14 protein-coding genes are annotated in these 22,114 nt (G+C 59.1%); 7 read left to right on the top strand and 7 right to left on the bottom strand.

Annotation, left to right across the window (positions count from 1 at the left end; translation table 11 throughout):
* The first annotated feature begins 343 nt into the window (after positions 1 to 343).
* From HDF16_RS15130 to HDF16_RS15120, 3 genes are all read left to right on the top strand, one after another.
* On the top strand, positions 344 to 1,180 hold the full coding sequence (locus HDF16_RS15130) for a hypothetical protein (RefSeq protein ID WP_184218044.1): 837 nt from the start codon (positions 344 to 346) through the stop codon (positions 1,178 to 1,180).
* 337 nt (positions 1,181 to 1,517) lie between these two features.
* The gene (locus HDF16_RS15125; RefSeq protein ID WP_184218042.1) at positions 1,518 to 3,635 is read left to right on the top strand and encodes a radical SAM protein; all 2,118 of its coding nucleotides are present in this window, start codon (positions 1,518 to 1,520) and stop codon (positions 3,633 to 3,635) included.
* Positions 3,636 to 3,762: 127 nt separating this feature from the next.
* Positions 3,763 to 4,329 carry a hypothetical protein gene (locus HDF16_RS15120; RefSeq protein WP_184218040.1) on the top strand — a complete coding sequence of 189 codons (567 nt, stop codon included), beginning with the start codon at positions 3,763 to 3,765 and terminating at the stop codon, positions 4,327 to 4,329.
* A gap of 47 nt (positions 4,330 to 4,376) precedes the next feature.
* Here HDF16_RS15120 and HDF16_RS31860 read toward each other — a convergent pair whose 3' ends face one another.
* From HDF16_RS31860 to HDF16_RS15095, 5 genes are all read right to left on the bottom strand, one after another.
* On the bottom strand, positions 4,377 to 4,571 hold the full coding sequence (locus HDF16_RS31860; RefSeq protein ID WP_184219175.1) for a PIN domain-containing protein: 195 nt from the start codon (positions 4,569 to 4,571) through the stop codon (positions 4,377 to 4,379).
* Positions 4,572 to 4,582: 11 nt separating this feature from the next.
* The gene (locus HDF16_RS15110) at positions 4,583 to 4,798 is read right to left on the bottom strand and encodes a hypothetical protein (protein WP_184218038.1); all 216 of its coding nucleotides are present in this window, start codon (positions 4,796 to 4,798) and stop codon (positions 4,583 to 4,585) included.
* Positions 4,771 to 4,959 (bottom strand): hypothetical protein, encoded by a 189-nt coding sequence (locus HDF16_RS15105; RefSeq protein WP_221312780.1) that lies wholly within the window; start codon positions 4,957 to 4,959, stop codon positions 4,771 to 4,773. Before HDF16_RS15105 ends, HDF16_RS15110 begins: the two co-directional genes overlap by 28 nt.
* Before the next feature lie 112 nt (positions 4,960 to 5,071).
* Positions 5,072 to 7,648 (bottom strand): hypothetical protein, encoded by a 2,577-nt coding sequence (locus HDF16_RS15100; RefSeq protein WP_184218036.1) that lies wholly within the window; start codon positions 7,646 to 7,648, stop codon positions 5,072 to 5,074.
* Between the two features lie 65 nt (positions 7,649 to 7,713).
* Positions 7,714 to 8,409: a DUF882 domain-containing protein gene (locus tag HDF16_RS15095; protein WP_246409132.1), complete on the bottom strand. Its 696-nt coding sequence runs from the start codon at positions 8,407 to 8,409 to the stop codon at positions 7,714 to 7,716.
* 273 nt (positions 8,410 to 8,682) lie between these two features.
* On the opposite strand from HDF16_RS15095, the gene HDF16_RS15090 reads away from it, so the two are divergent.
* From HDF16_RS15090 to HDF16_RS15080, 3 genes are all read left to right on the top strand, one after another.
* Positions 8,683 to 9,375 (top strand): lipid-binding SYLF domain-containing protein, encoded by a 693-nt coding sequence (locus HDF16_RS15090; protein WP_184218034.1) that lies wholly within the window; start codon positions 8,683 to 8,685, stop codon positions 9,373 to 9,375.
* A gap of 98 nt (positions 9,376 to 9,473) precedes the next feature.
* Positions 9,474 to 10,187 carry a YceH family protein gene (locus HDF16_RS15085; protein WP_184218032.1) on the top strand — a complete coding sequence of 238 codons (714 nt, stop codon included), beginning with the start codon at positions 9,474 to 9,476 and terminating at the stop codon, positions 10,185 to 10,187.
* A 106-nt stretch (positions 10,188 to 10,293) separates the two neighbouring features.
* Positions 10,294 to 13,305, top strand: a complete 3,012-nt coding sequence (locus HDF16_RS15080; RefSeq protein WP_184218030.1) for a PAS domain-containing protein — start codon at positions 10,294 to 10,296, stop codon at positions 13,303 to 13,305.
* Between the two features lie 33 nt (positions 13,306 to 13,338).
* On the opposite strand, the gene HDF16_RS15075 is transcribed toward HDF16_RS15080, so the two are convergent.
* Together HDF16_RS15075 and HDF16_RS15070 are read right to left on the bottom strand one after the other, a co-directional pair.
* Positions 13,339 to 15,135 carry a GWxTD domain-containing protein gene (locus tag HDF16_RS15075; protein ID WP_184218028.1) on the bottom strand — a complete coding sequence of 599 codons (1,797 nt, stop codon included), beginning with the start codon at positions 15,133 to 15,135 and terminating at the stop codon, positions 13,339 to 13,341.
* Between the two features lie 145 nt (positions 15,136 to 15,280).
* On the bottom strand, positions 15,281 to 18,604 hold the full coding sequence (locus HDF16_RS15070; protein ID WP_184218026.1) for a TonB-dependent receptor: 3,324 nt from the start codon (positions 18,602 to 18,604) through the stop codon (positions 15,281 to 15,283).
* 528 nt (positions 18,605 to 19,132) lie between these two features.
* On the opposite strand from HDF16_RS15070, the gene gyrA reads away from it, so the two are divergent.
* On the top strand, positions 19,133 to 22,096 hold the full coding sequence (gene gyrA, locus HDF16_RS15065) for a DNA gyrase subunit A (RefSeq protein ID WP_184218024.1): 2,964 nt from the start codon (positions 19,133 to 19,135) through the stop codon (positions 22,094 to 22,096).
* Positions 22,097 to 22,114: the final 18 nt, after the last annotated feature.

Raw genomic sequence — 22,114 nt, 5'->3', positions numbered from 1 at the left:
CTACAGGCGATTTTGACGGAACTTTTCCAAGCAGGCCGAACCGTATTCCTGTTCGCGGTTCGCTGTCAAGCAACTTTTTATGATAGCGATACCAATTGGAATTTCTGCAATGTAACTGGTTTCATTTTGCCTTCCCGGCTGAGCGAAAGCATCGAAAAACACCGTGCCAGCATCCTAATGAACGCGATTACAAAACGTCGTCGCCAGACTGCGTAAGCAGCCTACGCAATCCAAAATTCACAGAGTTTCTGCCGGGAACCGGTTCCCCTTCTATCCGACTTGCCCGTCAACTGGTTTCTATGGACTGACGCGGCTTACCATTGAAATTATCTAAGGAGATTCATTGCTCGATACGGCATACCGGAAGACCCGGACCGCAGCTCGATGGAGCCTCAGCCTGGCGGCCCTATCTCTCTCAGCGGTCACGGTTGCACTTGGGCAGTCCAACTCGCTGGAACTACCGCAGTCTCACCTATACATGACAGGGGTTGCGGAAGAACTCCCTGACGCTCCACAACCTCAGGGCGAACTCTCCGCAGGCATCTCGTCGAGCTCTACTGAAATAAACCCTGCTGGAGCGCCCACACGGACTCCCAGGTTCACTCCGAAGCCGCTCGCCCCGCTCTACAACAAGTACATTGAACCCAGCCAGCGCGCGCAGCCTCTGACCGGGTTCGGGACGAAACTCGTCTTCGGCGCTGACCAGATCGTCTCGCCCTACTTTTTGATCGCCGTCGTGTCCTCAGCCGGATATGAGCATGCGACCAACGGAAGCCCGAACTTCGGCACGGACAAGGGAGCCTTCGGCCAGCGACTCGGTGCCGCCGCGATCCGCGACGCATCGCAGTCTATCTTCTCCGATGGCCTGATGCCCGCAGTCTTTCATCAGGATCCCCGCTACTATGTCAGGGGCCAGAGCCACAACGCATTTGTCCGTGGAACCTACGCCGTATCGCGCGTCTTCATCACCAAGACTGACAGCGGAGCCAACGCACCGAATTACTCGCTCTTTGCCGGTCACGCCGCAACGGCGATTCTCCAGAATGCCTACTACCCGGACGTGAACCATGGCGTGGAAGAGACGGCCAAAGGCTTCGCAGGCTCGTTCGCGGGAGCTGCTCTCAGCAACGCAGTGCGCGAGTTCTTCCCTGACCTCTTGCATTTGGCGCATCTCGAATAGCCTCAACGCTTTCGGCCTCGAAGGCATCTATTCCCAGCCATGTGCCTTTTGGCCAGCAAAATCGAATCTGCAGGTCAACCCCTGTCTGTCGCCTTTTAATGCAGAATCTTGCAGCCCAGCCTTAATTGCTTCCGATGGCCACCGCGCCTACGTAGGCTAAAGGATGTAGGTTGGCGTGCATATGCAATAGAAAGAACCACATTGCCCACTCCCGCATCAATTATCAGTGCCCTACAGTTATGACAGGCCTCCGATACAGCACGGCAGGATCCGGGCCAGTCACTTCAGAGCCGCAAGCGTCACACTATATAGATTCAAAACGGAGACAGAGACAAACATGGCGAAGCCAGCAAAATTGATGGAGAAGGCCCTCGTTCTGGGAGCCAAAGGAGGTTGGGCAGTCTTCAACAAGCTCAACTCGATCAGCCCCAACGCAAGCTTTACCCCCAAGTGGAGCGACAAGCCCCTCCTCAAGAGCTACCAGAAAGAGAAGCCGCCTCTCGGCTGGCCTCGCACGACCGACTCTCTCTGCCCGAAGTGCATCCCTGAGATCCGCCAGCAGATCGTGGACGGCAAGCTGCCCCACGAGATCCTGCTCAACGAGAAGGTCGGCGAGATCAAGGCGCAGATCATCGAGCGCGATGGCCAGATCCTAATGGTTAAGGACTGCCCGATCCACGGACACTTTGAAGACGTCATGTCGATTGACACCGCCTTCTTCAAGCACCTCGAGGAAGTGTTCCCCGGCCGCGACATCAAGGCGCACAACGACGAGAAGCTGCACAACCACGGCACCTCGACCGTGACGCACGGACGCGGCTCGGTTCTCACCATCGACCTGACCAACCGTTGCAACATGATGTGCGACCCCTGCTTCATGGACGCCAACCAGGTCGGCTTCGTCCACGAACTCACGTGGGACGAGATCAAGACCATGCTCGACAACGCGGTCACCATCAAGCCCAAGCGCCAGATGTCGGTCCAGTTCTCGGGTGGCGAGCCCACGCTCAGCCCCTACTTCCTCGACGCTGTTGCCTACGCCCGCAAGGTCGGTTACACCTCCGTGCAGGCCGCGACCAACGGTATCGAATTCGCCAAGTCCAAGGAGTTCTCGAAGGCTGCCGCTGAAGCCGGTCTCCGGTACGCTTACCTCCAGTTCGACGGCATCGGCAACGCTGCCAACTCGCACCGCAAGGTCGGCAACGCGTTCGACGTGAAGCTCCAGGCCATCCACAACCTGCACGAAGCCGGCGTCGACATCGTTCCCGTAACGACGATCATCAACGGCATCAACAACGAGCAGGTTGGCAACATCATCAACTTCGCGCTCGACAACCCGAAGAAGATCAACTTCCTCAGCTTCCAGCCGGTCAGCTTCACCGGCCGCGACGAAGACATCTCCGACGAGCGCCGCAAGGCACAGCGCTACACGCTCTCGCACATGGCGCACGATGTGAAGAACCAGACCGGCCTCGGCGAGCCCGTCCGCGACTGGTTCCCGATCTCCTTCATGTCGACCTTCTCCGACTGGGCCGACCTCGTCCACGGACCGAACCACGACTGGGGCCAACTCTCCTGCGGCTGCCACCCGAACTGCGGTATCGGCATGGCGCTGATGATCGACAAGGAGACCAAGGAAGCCGTTCCGGTGACCGCGTTCCTCAATGCCGATCGTCTCGCCAAGGACGTTGCCCGCATCAACGACGCAGCTCGCGGCAAGTGGCTCTCGATCATCGGTGTCTCGCTTGCCCTGCTCCGCAACTACGAGCCGGTAAACGCTCCGACCCACTTCAAGATCAAGGACCTGCTGCAGAAGTTCGACAAGTGCTTCGGCGCGACCGGCAAGAACTACGGCAAGGTCACGGCGGACCGCACGATGGAAGACATCAACATGCGCCGCGCCGATCGCTGGAACTTCCTCTTCATCGCCGGCATGTGGTTCCAGGATCTCTTCAACTACGACTTCCGCCGCACCGAACAGTGCATCATTCCTTACGCCACGCAGGAAGGCGAGATCAGCTTCTGCGCGTACAACACCGGCGTAGGCTGGCGCAATATCATCGAGAAGATGCACATGACCTCTACCCTCACCAAGTGGTACGAGGAGCATGGCCGTCATGAGATCTTCGCCGGCGGTAAGAAGGTCGGTCTCGAGAAGGAAGCGAAGTACGATCTCGTCATCAACGAAGCGCACGTCAACGCGGCGGCCAACGATACGTTCGACAAGAGCGGCATCGCCAAGAACGCCCGCGAAGAGAAGATCCGCGCTCGCGACCTGAAGATCAAGCAGGATGCCGAGAACGCCCGCATGGCCAAGCTCTACCGCAAGGAGATTCTGCAGGAGCCCGACGCTCCCGCAGGCTTCATCTCCATCGGCGAGATCAAGCCAGCCGCCCCTGTTGCTTCTAAGGTCGAAGTGGTTCAGAACATCGAAGAGACCGTCTCCGGCGACTAGTGCTGCGTACGCCAATCGCGCTTCGCGCAAAACCTTGAACTACTGCAACAAGTACAAAGGCCGCCAGCAATGGCGGCCTTTGTACTTGGATAATTGCCGACCACCTACTTCACATCTAAGATGGCGTATGACTTTCGATGGAGACGTCTGGGATACTTCCCGCGCGATGTATGAATCAGAGCCCGGATCGCAACCTAGCAATTTGCGGTCGCGAATCTACCTGCTAGCGCTGTTGCTTTTTCTTATATCTTCCCAATGCTCTATCGCTCAGTCCATACCCCTCATTAAGGCGATTCACGTCAAACTGCGACTTTCAGAAACTGTCAGTTCCGCAAACGCTAAAGTCAGACAACCTGTTCTGCTCGAAGTTCTTGAGCCGGTGCAAGAAGACGGCAAGACGATCATCGCTGCGGGAGCCCAGGCCCACGCCATCGTAACTACTGCCAGACGAAGCGGGCACAATCATCGCCAAGGTCGACTTGTGTTGACTATCCAGACCGTGAATCGCACCGACGGCAGTCAAGCCAAACTGAAATCCGCGACCGTCGAGACAGGCAGCGGAAAGGGCGAAATCATATTTGGGCCTTGTACGTTCCCTCTTCCTACTAACCCTGTTGGGCTATTTCGCAAGGGAGATGATGTTGTTTTGACGAAGGGAACGGTATTGGAAGCCACAACCTCTCTTTCCAACTAATCAAAGTAGAATTCTGATTGCCGCTCCAACCGACGCCGCCTTCAGAACTACACACCCAACTTCTCAAAGTGCTTTCGGTTCAGCGTCGCCACTTTTACCCCATGCATCTTTGCCGTTGCCGCGATATACGCGTCATTCACTCCGGAATGAAACCCTCTACGCTCCGCACCACTAAGAATGCGCCCGCACGCATCTGCTATCTCCGGGCTAACCGGAAAGATGCGGTCTTTGTACTCGGACAGAAGTCCTTCGCTTAACCAGAGATCGGGTGATTTCTCTTCTTCCTAAGCGGCATCATCTCAATGCCCTCGCGTATCTCTTCGATGGTCACAACGCTCAGGTAAACAGCTTCGTCCCCGCAACCAGCTAGCCATTCAATGACGCTCGCGATCGGATCTTGTTTCGCTAGCTGCGAGATGACGTCGGTATCCAACAGGAAGCTCAAAACTTCAATGGCCTCGTCTTCCACTTCCGAGACGGAAGCTCCAGATCTGAGTCTCGCAGCGGAGAGTTCAGCAAGAACTCAGCCATGCTTTGCTTCGGCTCTGCCCGCTCAAGCCACTCTTTCTTCGACACGATCACGACCGCGTCCTTGCCGCCCTCGGTGACCTCCTGCGGGCCTTCGGTCATGGCCTTCCGATCACTTCACTGAACTGCGCCTTGGCCTGCGCCACTCCCCATGTACCCATAGCCGCCGACCTCCGCTAGATGACGATTCTAGTTATAAAGACCAATAGTCATTTCATGTCAGATGGAGGTCCAGTGTATGGGCACCGAAGCCTTCCACGATAAAGGCAAGTTTCGTTGACGATCCAGAGGTTTGGAACTGCGGACTCTGTTCTTCGCCATCAACCACAGTGAGCTTCGCAGCCATGCCCGGCGGCAGCGGAATAGCTACCTCGAATCGCTTTGCCGAACCGGTAAAAGCGACCTCTATCCGTCGCGCGGAGGAATCAAAGCGATACCGGTAATGAACATAACCTCGCGAAGCCGGATAGCGCACAGAGACGGTCGCGTTATTTACGCCCGAAGATAGCCAACGGGGCGTCAGGGCTACGTGGCTGAACGCTGCTCCCTGGTCCCGCACGCCTGCCAGGCCTTCAATGAGCGCTGCCGTTAGAGCAGCGGCACCCCAGTTATTGGGCATGCCGAAGGAGATATCGTTCCACGGAGGCAAATGCATCGCCGCATCGGAGAGCGTCAGGCCGAGCACCATCCACTTCGCGTCGGTCTCCAGGCAATCGAGATCGATGGAGGCGATCGCCTTCTCTGGATGCGGATGCGAGAAGCCCGCAACATATACGCCAACATTCCCGAACTTCTGATTGGCGCCGCGCCACGCGACTTGTAGCCGGTCCGGGGTCGCCGGCCCGGAACGATCGTCGAACTGCCCATCGGTCGGTCCCCACCAGTGACCTATGTTCACTCCTGCCCTGATGTACTCGGTGGACGAGCTTCCGTCGGCATAACGTAAGGTGAGACTGCCTACAAGATCGTCGCCACCCTTGGTATGCAGCAGGTAGAAACTTCGAGCGCTAGCGTTGATCGGGATACTCACATGCCGCGCAAATCCTTCTGTGCTGGAGATAGCAATGCAGACACGCCGCGCGTTGGTCGCTGGATCGATCAAATCGAAAGGTACATCGCGAAAGTTCTGCATGCCGTGCGGCATTTTGCGCAGGTCATTCTCCGGCTCACCCATCCAGCCCACCACGCCGGGCCTTCCGGCTCCCGTATCCGCGTTTGCAAGATCGCGCAGATTGATTTGAGAGAACGTCCGCGCTGGCGCTTCCGTCGACTTACCCCGCAGTATCGCTGGAACGAAGCCGTGGTTCGCCCGAGCCAGGGTCGCATAGCGATGCAGGATATCTAATCCATAGGACTCAAAGCCGTGCTGGAATGCGCCCAACGCAAGCTCCCCTGCCACACAGGACATCACACCGCCGTTCATGTACTCCCACTTCGCATTTTCGCTCTCAAACCCGCGCTCAAACGGCGGATAGATCGGGTAGAACTCGCCTGGCGAAGTCGAAGGCATCTCCTTCCGAATCCGTTGATAGGTCCGCACGATGGCAGAACATCTCTCCGCGCTCATGCCATAGTTCAGGCTGTACGCGTTCGAAAGCGAGACCTGGCGCGCAATATCCACTCCGAGATCTAGCTTCAACGTCGCATCTTCGGGAACCCAATGGGTAAAGAACTCACCGTTCCAGCAAAGCGCGTTCAACCGTTCCTCAAGCTCCGCAGCGAGAGCGAGAAACCCCAATGCTTCACTCTCACGGTCTGCAGCGTGGAGCATCTCCGCCAGCTTCCGCAATCCGCTGATGAGGTGCGTGTTGTCGCCAAAGAAAATCCCGAAATGCGTCTTAGTTAAATCGATAACCATCGGATCGCCACCAACTAGATTGCTCTCGCTGGCGCAAAGAAAGTCCCAGGTGTCGACAGTGAAGCCACGCTTCAGTAGCTTGAATCTTTCGGACCACCGATAAGGGTCAGAGGTCGAATAATGCACCGCACGAATCGCCGCATCGAGCCTGGAGCTCATCCACGGCGTATCTCCCGTGGTCTTCCACGCGGTGTGGATGCTCTCGATCAGATACGCTTCAACGTGATTCTCAACCGGTGCTCGGCGTAGGAGCAAGCGGTCATCTTCAATGCGCCGAACAAAGCCACCGTAGCCGAATCGGCGCTCCCAGTCAGTCTCAGCGGGCGTGCAGGATTCGAAGTTCTCCCACACCATTCCGTCTTCGCGCTGATTCGCCACATAGAAATCGACGCTCGACTTCACCTCGGGCCAGAAATAGCGCATGCCCTTCATGGTGTTCGTGTTGTCCATCACCCATGTGTTGAAGCCGGTGTAAACCGAGTCGACATTACGAACGGCGCTGACGGGACCATCGCTGAACATCGTCCACTCGAGATCCTTCAGCAGGCGCTTGAACTCGCCGCCTTCATCTTCAATCTGCGTCTGGCAGTCGAGGTGGAACAAGCGCCTCGCGAGCACGCGACCATCGGTATCGATCAGAGAGACGCTGTGCGTCCCCAACGCCCCGGCAGTCGCAAACTGAAACGACCTCGCAGCGGCGGCTCGAAAGTAAACCTGATGATCGCCATCACAGACCTCGAGCCGCCCCATCGCCACCGAGTCGACACGGATCTCATCCAGCGGACGAAAAGGAGATGAAGGTTCTGGCGAAAGCTTGAGTCGCTCTTCATGACTCTCAGCATCGCTCTCAGGTATCGACGCCGAGGCAGCGTCCAGCGCCAGGCCGTAGCCCGATAGCGGCAAAGACTTCAGGAAGCTGCGCCGTGTTGTCATCGAGCCTCAGCGCCAAGCATACTGGGTTTTCTGAAACAGGGCTTTTACATGTCTTAAACTGAATCCTAGTTGCCGTAATGATGAATCACAGCCCGCCGTCCGTGCCCGTGGCGGTGCACCGCTGCAGTCCGCAAGCGAGTCCGGCTGTGCGTTTCGCCAAAAGACCACGTCCTCACCGGCCCCACATCCACATGCACAAACTGCGACACCGGATAATACCCCACGCCGCCCGCCTCAAATGACTCCGCCGTATCCCGCAGCTTCGCCGTCTGCACTCCCGGCACGCGAATGTCGATGGCCTTGGCCTCCATATGCTGGCTGTGCTCGGCAACTCCGCTCGCTGCCGTCCCACGGCGCAGGAATGCATTGCTCCAAGGTGTGCGGTAGCCGCAGACAATGTCGATAATCCCATTCGGCTTGCCCAGTCGCGCCATGATGCCATGCAGCAGGTCGAACTCCTTCGGATCGTAGTGGCTGGCGTCGTCCGTGCGATGGTCGCGCAGGAAGTGGTTCAACTGCGCAATCGCTTCCGGGATGTAGGTGTCGCCGATGCGGTAGACCACGTCCAGGCTCTCGCCCGTATGCAGATGGTGGAGGTGCAGGCTATAGACCTTGCCTGCCAGAGTCGAGCTCATCGGAGCGTCTATCGAAGGTACGACCGCTGGCAGGTCAGCCGACTGCGACTGCGCGCTGTTGCTAGCTACGCCCAACGCAAAAACTGTGGCCACCGCCACCACAAACATCCGTGTTGCAAAACGCATCGGCAGGCTCCGAAATTGAAGTTCACAAATGGCAAATCGGAATCGCCATTCACTCTCTTCAGTTTACAGCAGCATGAACGGCGGTTGGACTGGGCGTATGTAACACTTTTGTCCCCTGATTCCCGAATGCCGACTTGCGCCGTTTTCGTCAATTTACGGTGGGCGGGCAAAATACCTTCGTGAAGCTGGAGCGTACGGCGCATCCTATGGTGTGTAGCCTGCCAGACATTCTTTCTCAATGGGATGTCCGCAGGCTGATTCGACAGGAGATCTATGAAAACCATCTTGTGGGCAACCACGCTCGCTGTGGCATCGGTAGCCACGATGCCGATTCACGCTGAATCCAATCTGTCCGATCTGAACACCCGTCTCGCGGCCGCGACGCAAGTGGTTCATGAGATTGAAGCAACTCCCGATGGCGGAGTTCCTGACTACATCGTCAGCAAGGCGACCTGCATCGCCGTCATTCCCAGCGTCAAGAAGGCCGCCTTCATCGTCGGCGGATCGTACGGCCAGGGCGTCGTTACCTGCCGCACGCCCAAGGGCTGGAGCGCTCCGGTCTTCATCCGCCTCGCAGGCGGCAGCGTAGGCTTCCAGATCGGCGGCCAGGCGACTGACCTCGTCCTCGTCGCGGTTAACGACAAGGGCTTCCAAGACCTTCTCCAGAGCAAGTTCAAACTCGGCGCTGACGCCGCTGCCGCTGCCGGCCCGGTTGGCCGCAACGCCTCCGCTGCAACCGACCTGAAGCTGAACGCGGAACTTCTCACCTACTCGCGTTCGAAAGGCCTGTTCGCGGGCATCGACCTCAACGGTGCGGTCGTCTCGCAGAACACCGACGACACCAACGTCTTCTATGGTGGAACCGCCAAACCCTTCGCAGACATCCTGCATGGTGCAGTCATCGTTCCCACGGGAGCGAAGGCCTTTGTCCGCACCGTCGCCAAGTACTTCCACTCCGTAAAGTAAGTGTTCCACGTCACACAGAGCCGCATGGGCAAATCCCATGCGGCTTTTGCGTCCCTCGACCAGTCCTGCGTGAAGACACTTTGTGGCACCCTAAAGCTATGACCCTCGATCCCATTCAGCTCCGCGTTCTGGGCGCGCTCATCGAAAAAGAGATTACGACGCCGGAGAACTATCCGCTCTCGTTGAACTCGCTGATCTCCGCCTGCAACCAGCGTTCGAGCCGGGACCCGGTACTTGACCTCACCGAGGATGAAGTCCGCCAGGCCGTGCATTCGCTGGAAGACATGGAAATTGTCTCTCCGGTTCGTGATTCCCGCGTGCCAAAGTATGAGCACCGCATCCGCACCGTACTGAACCTTCGCCGTGACGAGACGGCGATCCTCTGCCTCCTGCTGCTGCGTGGCCCGCAGACTCCAGGCGAACTTCGGGGCCGCTCCGACCGCATGTACACCTTCGACGACATTGGTTCCGTGCAATCCACGCTGGAGCGCATGGCCAGTCGAGGAGCTAGCTCCGCGCCGGACACCCCCTCGGATCAGTCGTCACCGCTCGTGGTCCAGCTCGCCCGCCAACCCGGCTCACGGGAGTCACGCTACGCGCACCTGCTCGGCGGCCCCGTCGCAGCCGCTCCGCCGCAGAGCATCCCATACTCCTCCGCTCGCTCCTCTGCCTCCGGAGAGTCGTTCGAGGACGAGCGCCTGGCGGGGCGGATTCAGGCTCTTGAAGTCGCGCTCACAGCGTTGGAGGCACGAGTTGATGCCATGGAGAACGGTAGGCTCGAGGCTTCAAACGAAGGCATGCCACCAGCGTAGAATCCTGCTAATTCGTCTATGCTGGGTACGATAGCGATAGAGAAGCGCCACACGGCAATGTTCGCGCGAATATTGACATTCCCCGGCTACAAGGGCTCTGGCATCGATGGAGAAACATCCTGCATCACTTGAATTGAACTCTGCCGACGCGAAGTCCGCCCGCATGGAGGTGCAGATGACATCCCTGCTGGAGCGGTTCTCCGACGGCGTACTGATGATGGACCGCGAGTGGCGAGTGACCTACGCCAACCCAGCGGCGATGCGCATCAGCCGGCTCCGCCCGGAAGATCTAAACTCCCGCACCCATTGGCAGCTGTATCCCGAGACCGTCGGTACTGTCATCGAGCGAATGTACCGCGACGTCATGAATGGCGGCGACGATGCGCTGATCGTTTATTACCATGAACCATTCGACGTCTGGCTTGACATCAACATCTTCTCCATAGAAGAAGGCATTGCGCTGCACTACAGCGATGTCACCAGCCGTAAGCGCGCGGAGCAGGCTCGCGACGAATCGATGCGCAAGCTCGAACAGGTCATGGCGGCGATCACGGACTCTGTCGTCTGCATCGATCGCGAATGGAACTGCACCTTCGCCAACGATGCCGCGTTAAAGATCCTGCAGACAGACTCGCTCATCGGCGAGAACCTCTGGACGCGGTTTCCCGGCAACAACGACGAGCCCTTCGCCTCTAACTACCGCGCAGCAATGGACCAGCGCATCAGCACCGAGTTCGAGGCCTACTACCCCGAGCCACTCGACATCTGGTTCCGCGTCAGCGCTCATCCTTTCGAAGACGGCATTATCATCTTCTCCAGCGACATTACCAGCCGCAAACGCGCTGAAGCACTGCGCGAGACGACCGCCCGCCGCCTTAACCAGGTCCTCGAGGTCACCACCGATTGCGTCTTCACCCTGGATCGCGAATGGAGGTTTTCCTTCCTGAATGGACGCGCAGCCACGGTCCTTTATCGGGACGACCTCCTGGGAAAAAACATTTGGGACGAGTTCCCCGCCGCTATCTCCTCGGACTTTGGCCTCTACTACCACCGGTGCATGGACGAAGGCATCGCCAGCGAGTTTGAGTCCTTCTATCCGGAGCCGCTGAATCGTTGGTTCTCGATACAGTGCCGCCCGTACGACGACGGCATCGCAGTCTACTTTCGCGACATCACAGAAAAGCGTGAGCTCGACCAAGTCTTTCGCCAGCAACGCGACGTGATCACCTTCGTGCAGCAGTCGGCACGCATCGCATTCTGGACCCTGGAACTCGCCACAGGCAAGCTGGAGTTTGATGTCGGCTCCTATCCGGTCTATGGTCATCCACTCGCCAAGCTCAACAGCGCCGCCGCCTTTCGCGCGATCATCCATCCAGCAGATCAGGAACAGGTCTCTGCCGACGTTAGACGGGCAGTCGAATCAGGGGGCCTGGTAGTAAATGATTTCCGTGTCATCGACGATCAGGGTCAGACACGCTGGCTCGAGGCCCGTTCCCAGGCCGTTGTCCTCGACGGCACTCCTGTCCGCCTTGGCGGCATGACCATCGATGTCTCCAACCGCAAGCAGAACGAAGACGCGCTCGCCGCAGGCGAGGAAAGATATCGCGTGCTCATCGAGCTAAGTCCCCAGTTCGTCTGGGCCGGGTCTCCTAAAGGAGAGGTCACCTACGCCAATCAGGGGTTCCTTGACTATCTCAGCTTTGCCATGGAAGATCTCGCGGGAACCGGCTGGCTGCGGGCCTACGACCCGGTGGATCAGCCGAGGGTGCTGGAGGCATGGCGAGGCTCCGTCCTCTCGGGCGAGGCCCTCGAGATTGAAGCGCGCCTGATCAACGGGAAGACCCGCGAGGCCCGCTGGTGGTGGATTCGTGCCCTGCCACTTCGCGACGGAGCAGGAATCATTGTCAACTGGCTAGGCGTGGCGGTAGACATCCACGATCGCAAGACCGCCGCAGACGAACTCCATCTGAGGCAGCTTGAGACCGAACGCCAGCGTGCCGAACTCGAGACCGTCTACCGCACCGCTCCCATCGGCCTCGCACTCTTCGACCCCGTCGAATTCCGTTACCTCCGGCTCAACGATCGCCAGGCTCAGACCGTTGGCCTGCCCGCAGACGAGATCCTTGGCCGAAGCGTGACCGAGATCGCTCCCATTCCCGGGTTGAATGAAATGTTCCAGCAGGTCGCCCGGGGCAAACCGATCCGAAACGCGCTTATTGAAGGCGCAACTGCCGCGCGGCCTGAAGAACACCGCTACTGGAACGTCAACTACTTCCCCGTCTTCAATTCAGACGGCACAGTACGCGCCATCACCGCCGCCTCGCTCGAGATCACAAACCAGAAGAAAGCCGAGCTTGCCCTGATCCAGAGCGAGAAGCTGGCCGCCGTAGGCAGGCTCGCAAGCTCCATCTCGCACGAGATCAACAACCCGCTCGAAGCCGTGACCAATCTGCTCTACCTGATCGCGCACGAACCGGAGTTACCGCTAACAGCGGTCCAATACGTCGAAATGGCCCAGAGCGAACTTGCGCGAATCTCCGAGATCGCCAAGCAGGCCCTGCGCTTCCATCGCCAGGCTGTGAGCGCCACCTCTGTAACCGCAGAGGCGCTGGTGAGTACCGTCTTGAATCTCTATCGCGGCCGACTCGTCAACTCCAACATCGCCATCGACGCAAGCTATCGCACCACGAAGCCGGTCCTCTGCTTCGAAAACGACATCCGTCAGGTGCTAACCAATCTCATTGCCAATTCAATCGATGCGATGCGTCTCGGTGGCAGGTTAATCGTAAGGGCGAACGACGCAACGAGCTACTCGACAGGATACCCGGAAGGGCGACCGGGAATTCTTATTGCGATCGCCGATACCGGTCACGGCATGTCCAAGGCAGTCCTTGATCGAATCTTCGAGCCTTTTTATACAACGAAGGCCCTGAACGGCACCGGGCTCGGCCTCTGGATCTCCCAGGGCATCATTGAACGCCACGGAGGCTATCTCCGCGTTCGCAGCAGCGAAGAGATCGCCCACCGTGGAACTGTCGCCACCATTTTTCTGCCTCACCGAAGCGCAGGAGAGATCGAGAACCTCAATCTCCCCCAGGGCTCTATCGTCCCCATTTGATGAGGTCGTTCGCGCATCGCTGTCGACTGCCCTCTATTCGCCGGGGGACTTCCGTTCACTCCTCTTGATCAAGGCATCCAGATGACTCTGCGCATCGGGTGCATCCGGCTTCGCCGCCAGAACGCGCCGGTAGTAGCCGGTCGCCTCCTCGGGGTGCTCGAGCGCTTCAGCCGCAATGCCCCGCAGCATGTCGTCCTGCCACTCGGGATGCAGCTTCTCATCGCCGAAGGCGGTCCAGACATCGACCGGCACCGTAGACGCAACGACTCTCACCGTCATCGATGCCACAGCAGCCCGCGGAAATGCAGGGTCGATCGCGCGAAGCACCAGCCTGTACGTTCCCTCACGCAGGTTCGATGTGTCCACCGCGTAACCCGACACCAGATTCCCCACGGCGTCGGCATCGGCAGTCGAAACATCCTGATCTTCCTCAATCCGGCTCGGATCTCCTGACGACAGTGCAATCGATCCCAGCGTGTAGTGCACCTTGATCAAGCGAGGAGCGGCTTCAGGTTTCGGGCCGGACGCCGTCTGAGCTGGCCGGGGAAGCCAAAGCTGATAGACCAGCGGAAGCTTGTCGCCCTGGTGCAACTCGATCAACTGCTCTCCTCGCGGCGGAAAGCGCAGCCCTGCCAGCGTGAAGGGCAACTGGTCCCTCGTCGTCTGGAGCGCATGGCCCTGGTAGACGATCAGACCGGAGACGCCAAGACTGTCCGGCTGAGGCACAGGAACGACAACATGCTGAGAGGCGCGGAACGATTCACGCGAGATCTCGTTCGTCAGGATCGTCTCGATGACATAGCTGCCCGGGACCAGCGGAAGCCGGCCCTCCGCCGCAAACAGCTTGGCCTTTCCCGCGGCCGTACCGGCGGCAGATGTGACTCCAGTCAGGTGATCGCTCCTCTGATACACCGCCTTGCCGCCCTCCGTCAGAACATGCGTCTCGAGGGTCATCGCGTAGCCGGTTTGCTTATCTGGAAGGACACCGATCAGTCCGCCATCGGGCTGCTCCTTGCGCACAAGGTAGTGCACCGAACTCAGCCCGCGGCTGTCGCGGAGAACTGCCGTCTGAAGCTCCGTCGCGTTGAATCCGGTGAAGATGCGGCTGGTTACGACCTCGCGCGACGCCTCACGTTGCCGCTCGATCCGCTGCCGCTCCAGCTTCTGGTCCGGCAGGCTGCGGATCATCGACAGCAGGATGTCGGACTCCATCGAAGGATCCGGATGATCGATGTTGATCGGTTCACTTGGGATCAGGCTTACCATCGCATGTGTCGCCTCTGCTCCCATGGACTGATCGATTGTGTGCAGCGCCTTGGCATCGTCATGCGGGTCGTTGGTCACGATCTTCGACGGCCCGTCGCTTCGTGGCGAATAGAGCTTGTAGTCCTCCACCTCGCTGGGTTTGTAAAAAACGACGTTGAAGGTAGGCGGCAAAGCCGGTGTATTGGCGTAGTAGAACCAGATCTCCACCGGCCGCGTGCTGATCCCCTGATGGAAGTTGGACTTCTGCTGCGGCGGCCCCAGCGTGATGTAGACGCGTCCCATGTCGGTCCGCCATCCATCGTTGTAGCGGTCATCCCCGAAGTTTGCGCGGGCGTAAGCCAGCCGCCGGTAGTGCTCTTCCTTAAAGGTGTTGATCGAGCTGTGCGGGGTCGGGTTCCGGCTCTCCCAAAACAGCTCGATGAAGTGCTCTCGCTCACCATCTGACTGGAGCTTAAGGAACTCGCGCCGCTCCTCCTGCGTGATGATGTACGGAACATCCTCCTCGATCCATTGCCGGAAGTACGGCGGCAACTGCTTCGGACTGACAGCATGAAGCGATGGCACTGGAACCAGCCACGAGCAGCAAAGGATCAGAGCGGAAACGAAACGGAAGCGGTGCACGGCGGGGTACCTCACAAAAAAGACAGAGGAGAGCATCGCTCCCCTCTGTCCATTTTACTAAGTGATCAGTTACGACGCTGGTTTCCGGTTAGAAGCTCAGCACGATGTTGAAGCGTGCATGGAAGGGAACCAGGAACGCGGTTGGCTTGCCGTAGTCGGCATTTGGAGAACCAGGAGCAGTATCCAGGTTCTGGCTCTTGGTGACCAGTGGCTGGCTGTTGAAGATGTTGAAGCCATCGAAGCCGACCTTGACCGTGTACTTCTCCATGAAGTTCATGCTGTCCGAGATGCTGACATCGTCGTACAGATTGACCGGCGTGCGTCCCAGCGTGCCACGACCGCCGACCGGAACTTCTCCAACGTCGGTGTAGATCGGGTGGCTGGCGTACGCGCTGAGCGGGGTTCCGGAGAGGCCATGAAGCCAGGTACCGACGGTAACACCATTCAGCTTGCTGACGTAAGGAGTGTCCTTGCCGATCGTGTAGCTCACGAGGGCGTTGGCTACGTTGGCACGGTCTTCGTTCAGATATCCACGTTTGAACTGGTCACCGAGGATACCAATGGCACCCTGAGTGAAGTCAAAGAGCGAGCTAATACCAGGGTCGGACTGGCCGTTGTCGTTGCGGTAGAAGCCCTCGTAGTTACCCCAGAGCTTGGCATACCGGTAGTTGACGATCGCCTGCCAGTGGTGGCTGAAGCTCTTGTCGAACTCGAGTTCCAGGCCCTGGTAGTGGCGACGCGGATCAGCAAAACCATCCGCCTTTCCGTCAGCTCCAAGTGCTCCGGCAGCAGCGGCATTCGTGATGCAGCTACCATTGAACGGAGTTCCATCGAAGTGCTGGAAGAAGCCGCCATTCGCTACCGACGTATCGTTTGCCGCAGTGCAACCCGCTACTGGGGCGACATAGTTCGCCTTTTTGACCTGTCCAGGAGTCAGGCCGCCATTGGCAGCAGCAAACTGCGCGGGCGTGTAAGTGACCTCGTTCTCATTTACGAAGAAATCGGAGCTGGCAGTAATGTTCGCGATGCCGCCGGCATAGCTGCCATCTACATTCGACCCCTCAGGTGACTGAGAACCATTGTCTTCCACGATGCGAGCGAACTGACGGTCGATGTAGCGCGCCTTGATAATCATTCCGGGCTTGAGCTCGTGTTCTACGCCCAGAACGTATTCGTCCGCATACTCCATCTTCGTGCCGGGAAGGATGCCTTCACCGGTGGAGGATGAGAAGCTCGGTGCACCGAAAGCTCCGGCAATCGTCGACTTCTGAGTGCCGTTGAGTACGGTAGACGTGTTCGGGGTGACCGCACCCGTCGTATCCGTAACCACGTTTCCGCTGGCATCGGTGGTCGGAGCGAAGATGAACTTGGTGTCATCCTTCTCGTTGCCGAGCTGACGGATCGCCGCGTCGAGCGGAAGCGGATTCTGATACTTCGAGAAGGCGAAGAAGATCTTATTCTTACGGTTACCGAACGGATCGATGCTTGCGCCTACACGAGGTGACCAGTTATCGCGCCAGTTGTACTTCAGTATCGATCCGCCGTAGGTCTGCTGTTCCCAGCGAATGCCACCATTGATGGTGACGTACTTGTTCGGCGAATAGATCTCATTTCCGTAGGCTGACTTGTAACGGTCGGAGGCTGCAACCACCGAACCGCCGTAGGTTCCACGAACCTGCTGGAGATAAACGTCGGTGTTCTTGTAGTGGCCGCAGTAGGTGCAACCGGAGGCTCCTGCGGCGTAGGGTGTCACTCCGTCTGCTTGATAGACAGGCAATAAGTAGTATGTCGAGTTGGTGAGCGCGCCAACCGCAGCGGCGGGCACATTGCTGAAGAGGGAAGTGATCGATGTGCCGTCCGCGTTCGTTCCAGGGATTGCAAAGCTGGTGCCGCTTCGCAGCGTGGAGTTTGCGAAGTCGACGTGGTTATAGAAGTATCCAACCATCGCCGTATGCTTACCAAAGAAATTCCCGTTCGCCTGCAGTTCGCCAGTCAGGGTGTAGTTCGCGTCCTTGGTCTTGTAGTAGGTTCCAAAACCGTACGGGGTGAAGGGCTGCGTCACCCGGTCGCTGATCGACGGGAGGTTTTGCAGCGGAAAGTCGTTGAAATGCTCGGTGCTATACGCATACGCTCCAAATCCGGTCAGTCCTTTATAGAGGACGGAGTTGACGCGCGCGATGGAGTTACGGGTACCGTAGTTGTATGAGTCGCTGACCGCGGCAATGCTGGTACCGGAGAAGCTGGTGTCAACACCAAGCGAGCCCGTGTTCGGTGAGGCGTTGTGCCGCGAAGGATCGCCGTAGGACGAGAACTCAACCACGGTGTTCGCAAACGGAGTGAAGGTTAGCTTACCCGACCAGCTGAGGGCTGTCGTGCTCCGCGCATGCGGACCAGCGGCGTACAGAACGGCAGCGGGGTCAGCAAGTTTGATGTCCTGGGTCAGCGTGGGGTCGAACGCGCCGAAGAAGAAGACCTTGTCGCGCAGGATGAATCCGCCGAAAGTGGCGGCTCCCTCATACTGAGGGCTCGACAGGGTCTGCGCCGGGGTGTTCACCACATAGTTGTACTGATAGAGCTGCTTGCGGCTGGCAAATCCCCAGCCTGGCTGCAGGTATCCTTCGAGCGAGCCATGGTACTTGTTCGTACCCGACTTAGTCACGATCTCGACGATACCGCCGTCGCCCAGGCCATACTTCGGCTCGAAGGCGGCAGTCTTTACGTCTACTTCCTTGACGAACGTCTGGTTGATGCCCGTGCCGAGCGAGCCGTACTGCGGGGTGTAGACACCCAGACCGCCGTACGCCTGGTCGGTGATGGTGACACCGTCAGCAGAGTAGTTGTTCTCAAGTCCGCTCGATCCGCCGATCGAAGGATTCGCCGTACCGGTTCCGCCGCCGCTGACGACACCCGGCGCAACGTAAAACGCACCCGAGACGTTACGCGGGAGCGGCAGGTCCTTGATAAAGGTGTCGGAGAGCTGCGTGTTGACGGAGCTGTTCTCGACGTCAATCGCGGTCGCGCCACCCTCTACTTCAACGGTCACTCCAGCATCGCCGACCGCAAGAGAAGCGTTCAGGGTTGCGGTGTGGTCGATGGTGACCTGGTTATCTTTGGAGATGAATGTCGTGAAGCCGGCTGCCTTCACGGTCATCGTGTACATGCCCGGAGTCAAACCACGGGCCTCATACTGCCCCTTCGCATCGGAGACCAGATTCAAAGTGCCTTGCGGGCCTGCGAGAGTGACCTGCGCATTCGGCACGGCGGCGCCAGTGGAGTCCGTTACGCTACCGGACAATCCGCCGCTGACCGCGTTGTTCTGCTGGGCGTAGGCCAACGGAGCGGCTACGACGGCAGCGCCCATTAGGCTTGCCGCGAAAACGGCCTTCCGAAGAAACGAGAGAGAAATCAACATCTAGTGAAGCTCCTTGAAAGAAGGTAAGAAGATCGCCTGAGTCGGAGTTCGTCAAGCAAGTTATTTGGCCCGGCCGGAAGCGGGGACAGTTCTGTCTGAGAGGTTCAATGCTTTTGGTAAGTAGAGAGCAATTACATGGCCATACCGACGAGGCGAACCAGAGATCCTTTGCCTCACTAGAGTCCAACGCACAATCCCACTTCTCAGGGATATGGAAGTCATTGGTGGGATTTCGTCCGGCGCTAACTGCCTCATTGCAGAAGCTTGAATTCAACGGACCCGAAGTTCAGAGGGACACTGAACCACTGGACCGCAGTAGGCCAGAGGTGGGGCAAGGCGCGATCGTTGCAGGAGAGCCCAAGTCGCCACATCCGTTTTCAGAGAGCCGCTCCGCCGGATTCTCCAAAAAATAATATCCTCGTGCCGATTTTGAAGAGTCTGACGCCAACCCTTGATCGGAAGGGTTAAACTCCAAACCCAACCAACATCTATATGGAGCCCCTTCTCCACCTATAATAGAGAGTGACTATGGCTGACGAACTGTTTCCCGAAGACCCGAACAAACTCCCCGACCCACAAGACGCCGCATCGAACGCTCCTCCCGCCGCAGGCTCCCCGCCTGACGATGGTGGTTCCACCGTTAAAGGTCGCGGCGCCGCCTTCATGCTCTCGATCAACATCGAGGACGAGATGCGCCGCAGCTATCTCGACTACTCGATGTCGGTCATCATCGGCCGCGCCCTGCCCGATGTCCGCGACGGCCTGAAGCCGGTGCATCGCCGTATCTTGTACGGCATGCAGGAGATGGGCCTCCAGTTCAACAAGAAGTACACCAAGTCCGCGAAGGTCGTCGGCCACGTCATGGGTAACTATCACCCCCACGGCGACTCCGCCATCTACGACACCATGGTCCGCATGGCGCAGGACTTCTCGCTCCGCTACCCCATCATCGACGGCCAGGGCAACTTCGGCTCCGTCGACGGCGACCCACCGGCCGCCATGCGTTACACCGAATCCCGCCTGACCCGCATCGCCGGCGAGATGCTCGCGGACATCGACTCCGACACCGTCGACTTCGTCCCCAACTACGACGAGTCCACGCAGGAGCCGTCCGTCCTCCCGGCACGCATCCCGAACCTCATCATTAATGGTTCGTCCGGCATCGCCGTCGGCATGGCGACCAACATTCCTCCGCATAATTTGAAGGAAGTGGTCAACGCCGCCATCGCTCTGCTATCGAAGTCGCCTCAGGATCACCGCAGCGATCTCGACCTGGTCCTCGAGCACGTCATGGGCCCGGACTTCCCCACCGGCGGCTTCTTGTTCGGCCGCACCAATATCCCGAACGCCTACCGGACCGGTCGCGGCCGCTTCATGATGCGCGCCAAGTGCGCCATCGAGAACATCTCCGGCGGTCGCCAGGCCATCATCGTCACCGAGATCCCCTACCAGGTCAACAAGTCGAAGCTCATCGAGCGCATCGCCGAGCTCGTCAACGAAGGCATCATCACCGACATCGCCCGCGACGAGTTCCGCGATGAGTCCGACCGTGACGGCATGCGCATCGTCATCGGCCTCAAGCGCGGCGCCGAGCACCAGATCGTCCTCAACCAGCTCCACAAGCACACCCAGATGCAGGAGTCCTTCTCGATGATCTTCCTGGCCGTCCACAACGGCCAGCCGAAGGAACTCCCACTCGACAAGGCCATCCGCGCCTTCCTCGACCATCGCGTCGAAGTCGTCCGCCGCCGCACCGCCTTCCTGCTGGCCAAGGCCCGCGAGCGCGAGCATGTCTTGCTCGGCTATCAGATCGCGCTCGACCACCTCGACCAGGTCATCCGCATCATCCGCCAGTCGGGCAGCCGGTCGGAAGCCCGTGAGCGCCTGTTCCAATACTTCAGCGGCAAGACGATCGATCTGCGCGGCACCGAACTCGCCGGCGTAACCCTCGACCCAGCCAAGTACGGCGTGGACATGACCTTCTCCGTCACCGGCACGCTGATCCTCAGCTACCGCCAGGTCGACGCCATCCTCGAACTGCAGCTCTATCGCCTCACCCAGCTCTCGATCGACGAACTCCTCAAGGAGCTCTCCGAAGTCCGCGCGAACATCGCCGAGTTCGAGTCGATCCTCGCCTCGCAAGCGAAGCTGCGCGCCGTCATCGTCAAGGAACTCGAAGAGGTCCGCGACAAGTACGGCGACGCCCGCCGCACCGTCATCATCGACGAGACCGCCGAGCTCCAGCTCGAAGACCTCATCGCCGACGAGCAGGTCGCCGTCACCGTCTCCAACACCGGCTACCTCAAGCGCACGCCCATCTCTATATATAGGCAGCAGCGCCGCGGCGGCACCGGGCGGATGGGGATGAAGACGCGCGAAGAAGACTTCGTCGCACAGCTCATCGTCGACTCGACCCACGCCTACCTGCTCTGCTTCACCAACACCGGCCGCGTCTACTGGCTCAAGGTCTACGAGATCCCCGACATCTCCGCCGCCGGCAAGGGCAAGGCGATGGCCTCGCTCATCGACCTCCAGCCGGGCGAAAAAGTCGTCACCATCCTTCCCGTCCGCGAGCTCGCCGAAGAGGGCAAGAACATCCTCTTTGCCACGCGCAACGGTACGGTCAAGAAGACACCACTCAAGGACTTCTCAAACGTCATGGCCCGCGGCATCATCGCCATCGGCATCGATAAGGACGACGAGCTCATCACCGCCCGCATCACCGACGGCCAGCAGGTCATCTTCCTCGCCACCCACGACGGCATGGCCATCCGCTTCAACGAGCAGGACCTTCGCCCCATGGGCCGGCCCGCCTACGGCAACAAGGGTATCGACCTCCGCAAGGGCGACTACGTCGTCGGCGCGGCGGTCACGCCATCGGACGCCAGCCGCCAGGCCAAGCGCCGCGAACTCGCCGAGCAGAAGGGCCTCGCCGACGCTCTCAACGCCGCAGTCGCCGAAGCCGGCCTTCCCGCCTCGGCTCCCTCTTCAGCGGACGCTTCTTCTCCCTTGTCCTCCTTCCGCGAAGCGGGAGGACCTGCTTTCGCTCCCAAGCCCGGCCAGGAGATCCTCGGCTCCGATGTCACCATCTCGGCCGCCGCGCAGGCCAAGCTCGACAAGCTCGACAAGCAGCTCGGCCTCACCCCCTGCCTCATCCTCTCGGTCACCGAGAACGGCTTCGGCAAGCGCACCGACGTCGACGAGTACCGCCTCCAAAGCCGCGGCGGCAAGGGCGTCATCAACGTCAAGACCTCGGCCAAGAACGGCAAGGTAACGGGCATCAACCTGGTCGACGAGACCAGCGAACTGATGGTGATCAGCCAGTTCGGCAAGATCATCCGCATCGACACCAAGAGCATCCGCGCCGCCGGCCGCAGCACCATGGGCGTCAAGCTCCTCGACCTGGAACCCCAGGACAAGGTAGCCGCTGCCGTGGTCATCCCACCAGAAGAGGCAAAGGTGCAGCCGGAAGAAGGAACGTTGTTGCAGTAACGTATCTTGCAGGTTAGA

The organism is Granulicella aggregans (assembly GCF_014203275.1).
Taxonomy (GTDB): domain Bacteria; phylum Acidobacteriota; class Terriglobia; order Terriglobales; family Acidobacteriaceae; genus Edaphobacter.
Note: the sequence above shows the minus strand (reverse complement) of the source record. Positions and strands in the feature narration are given on the sequence as shown.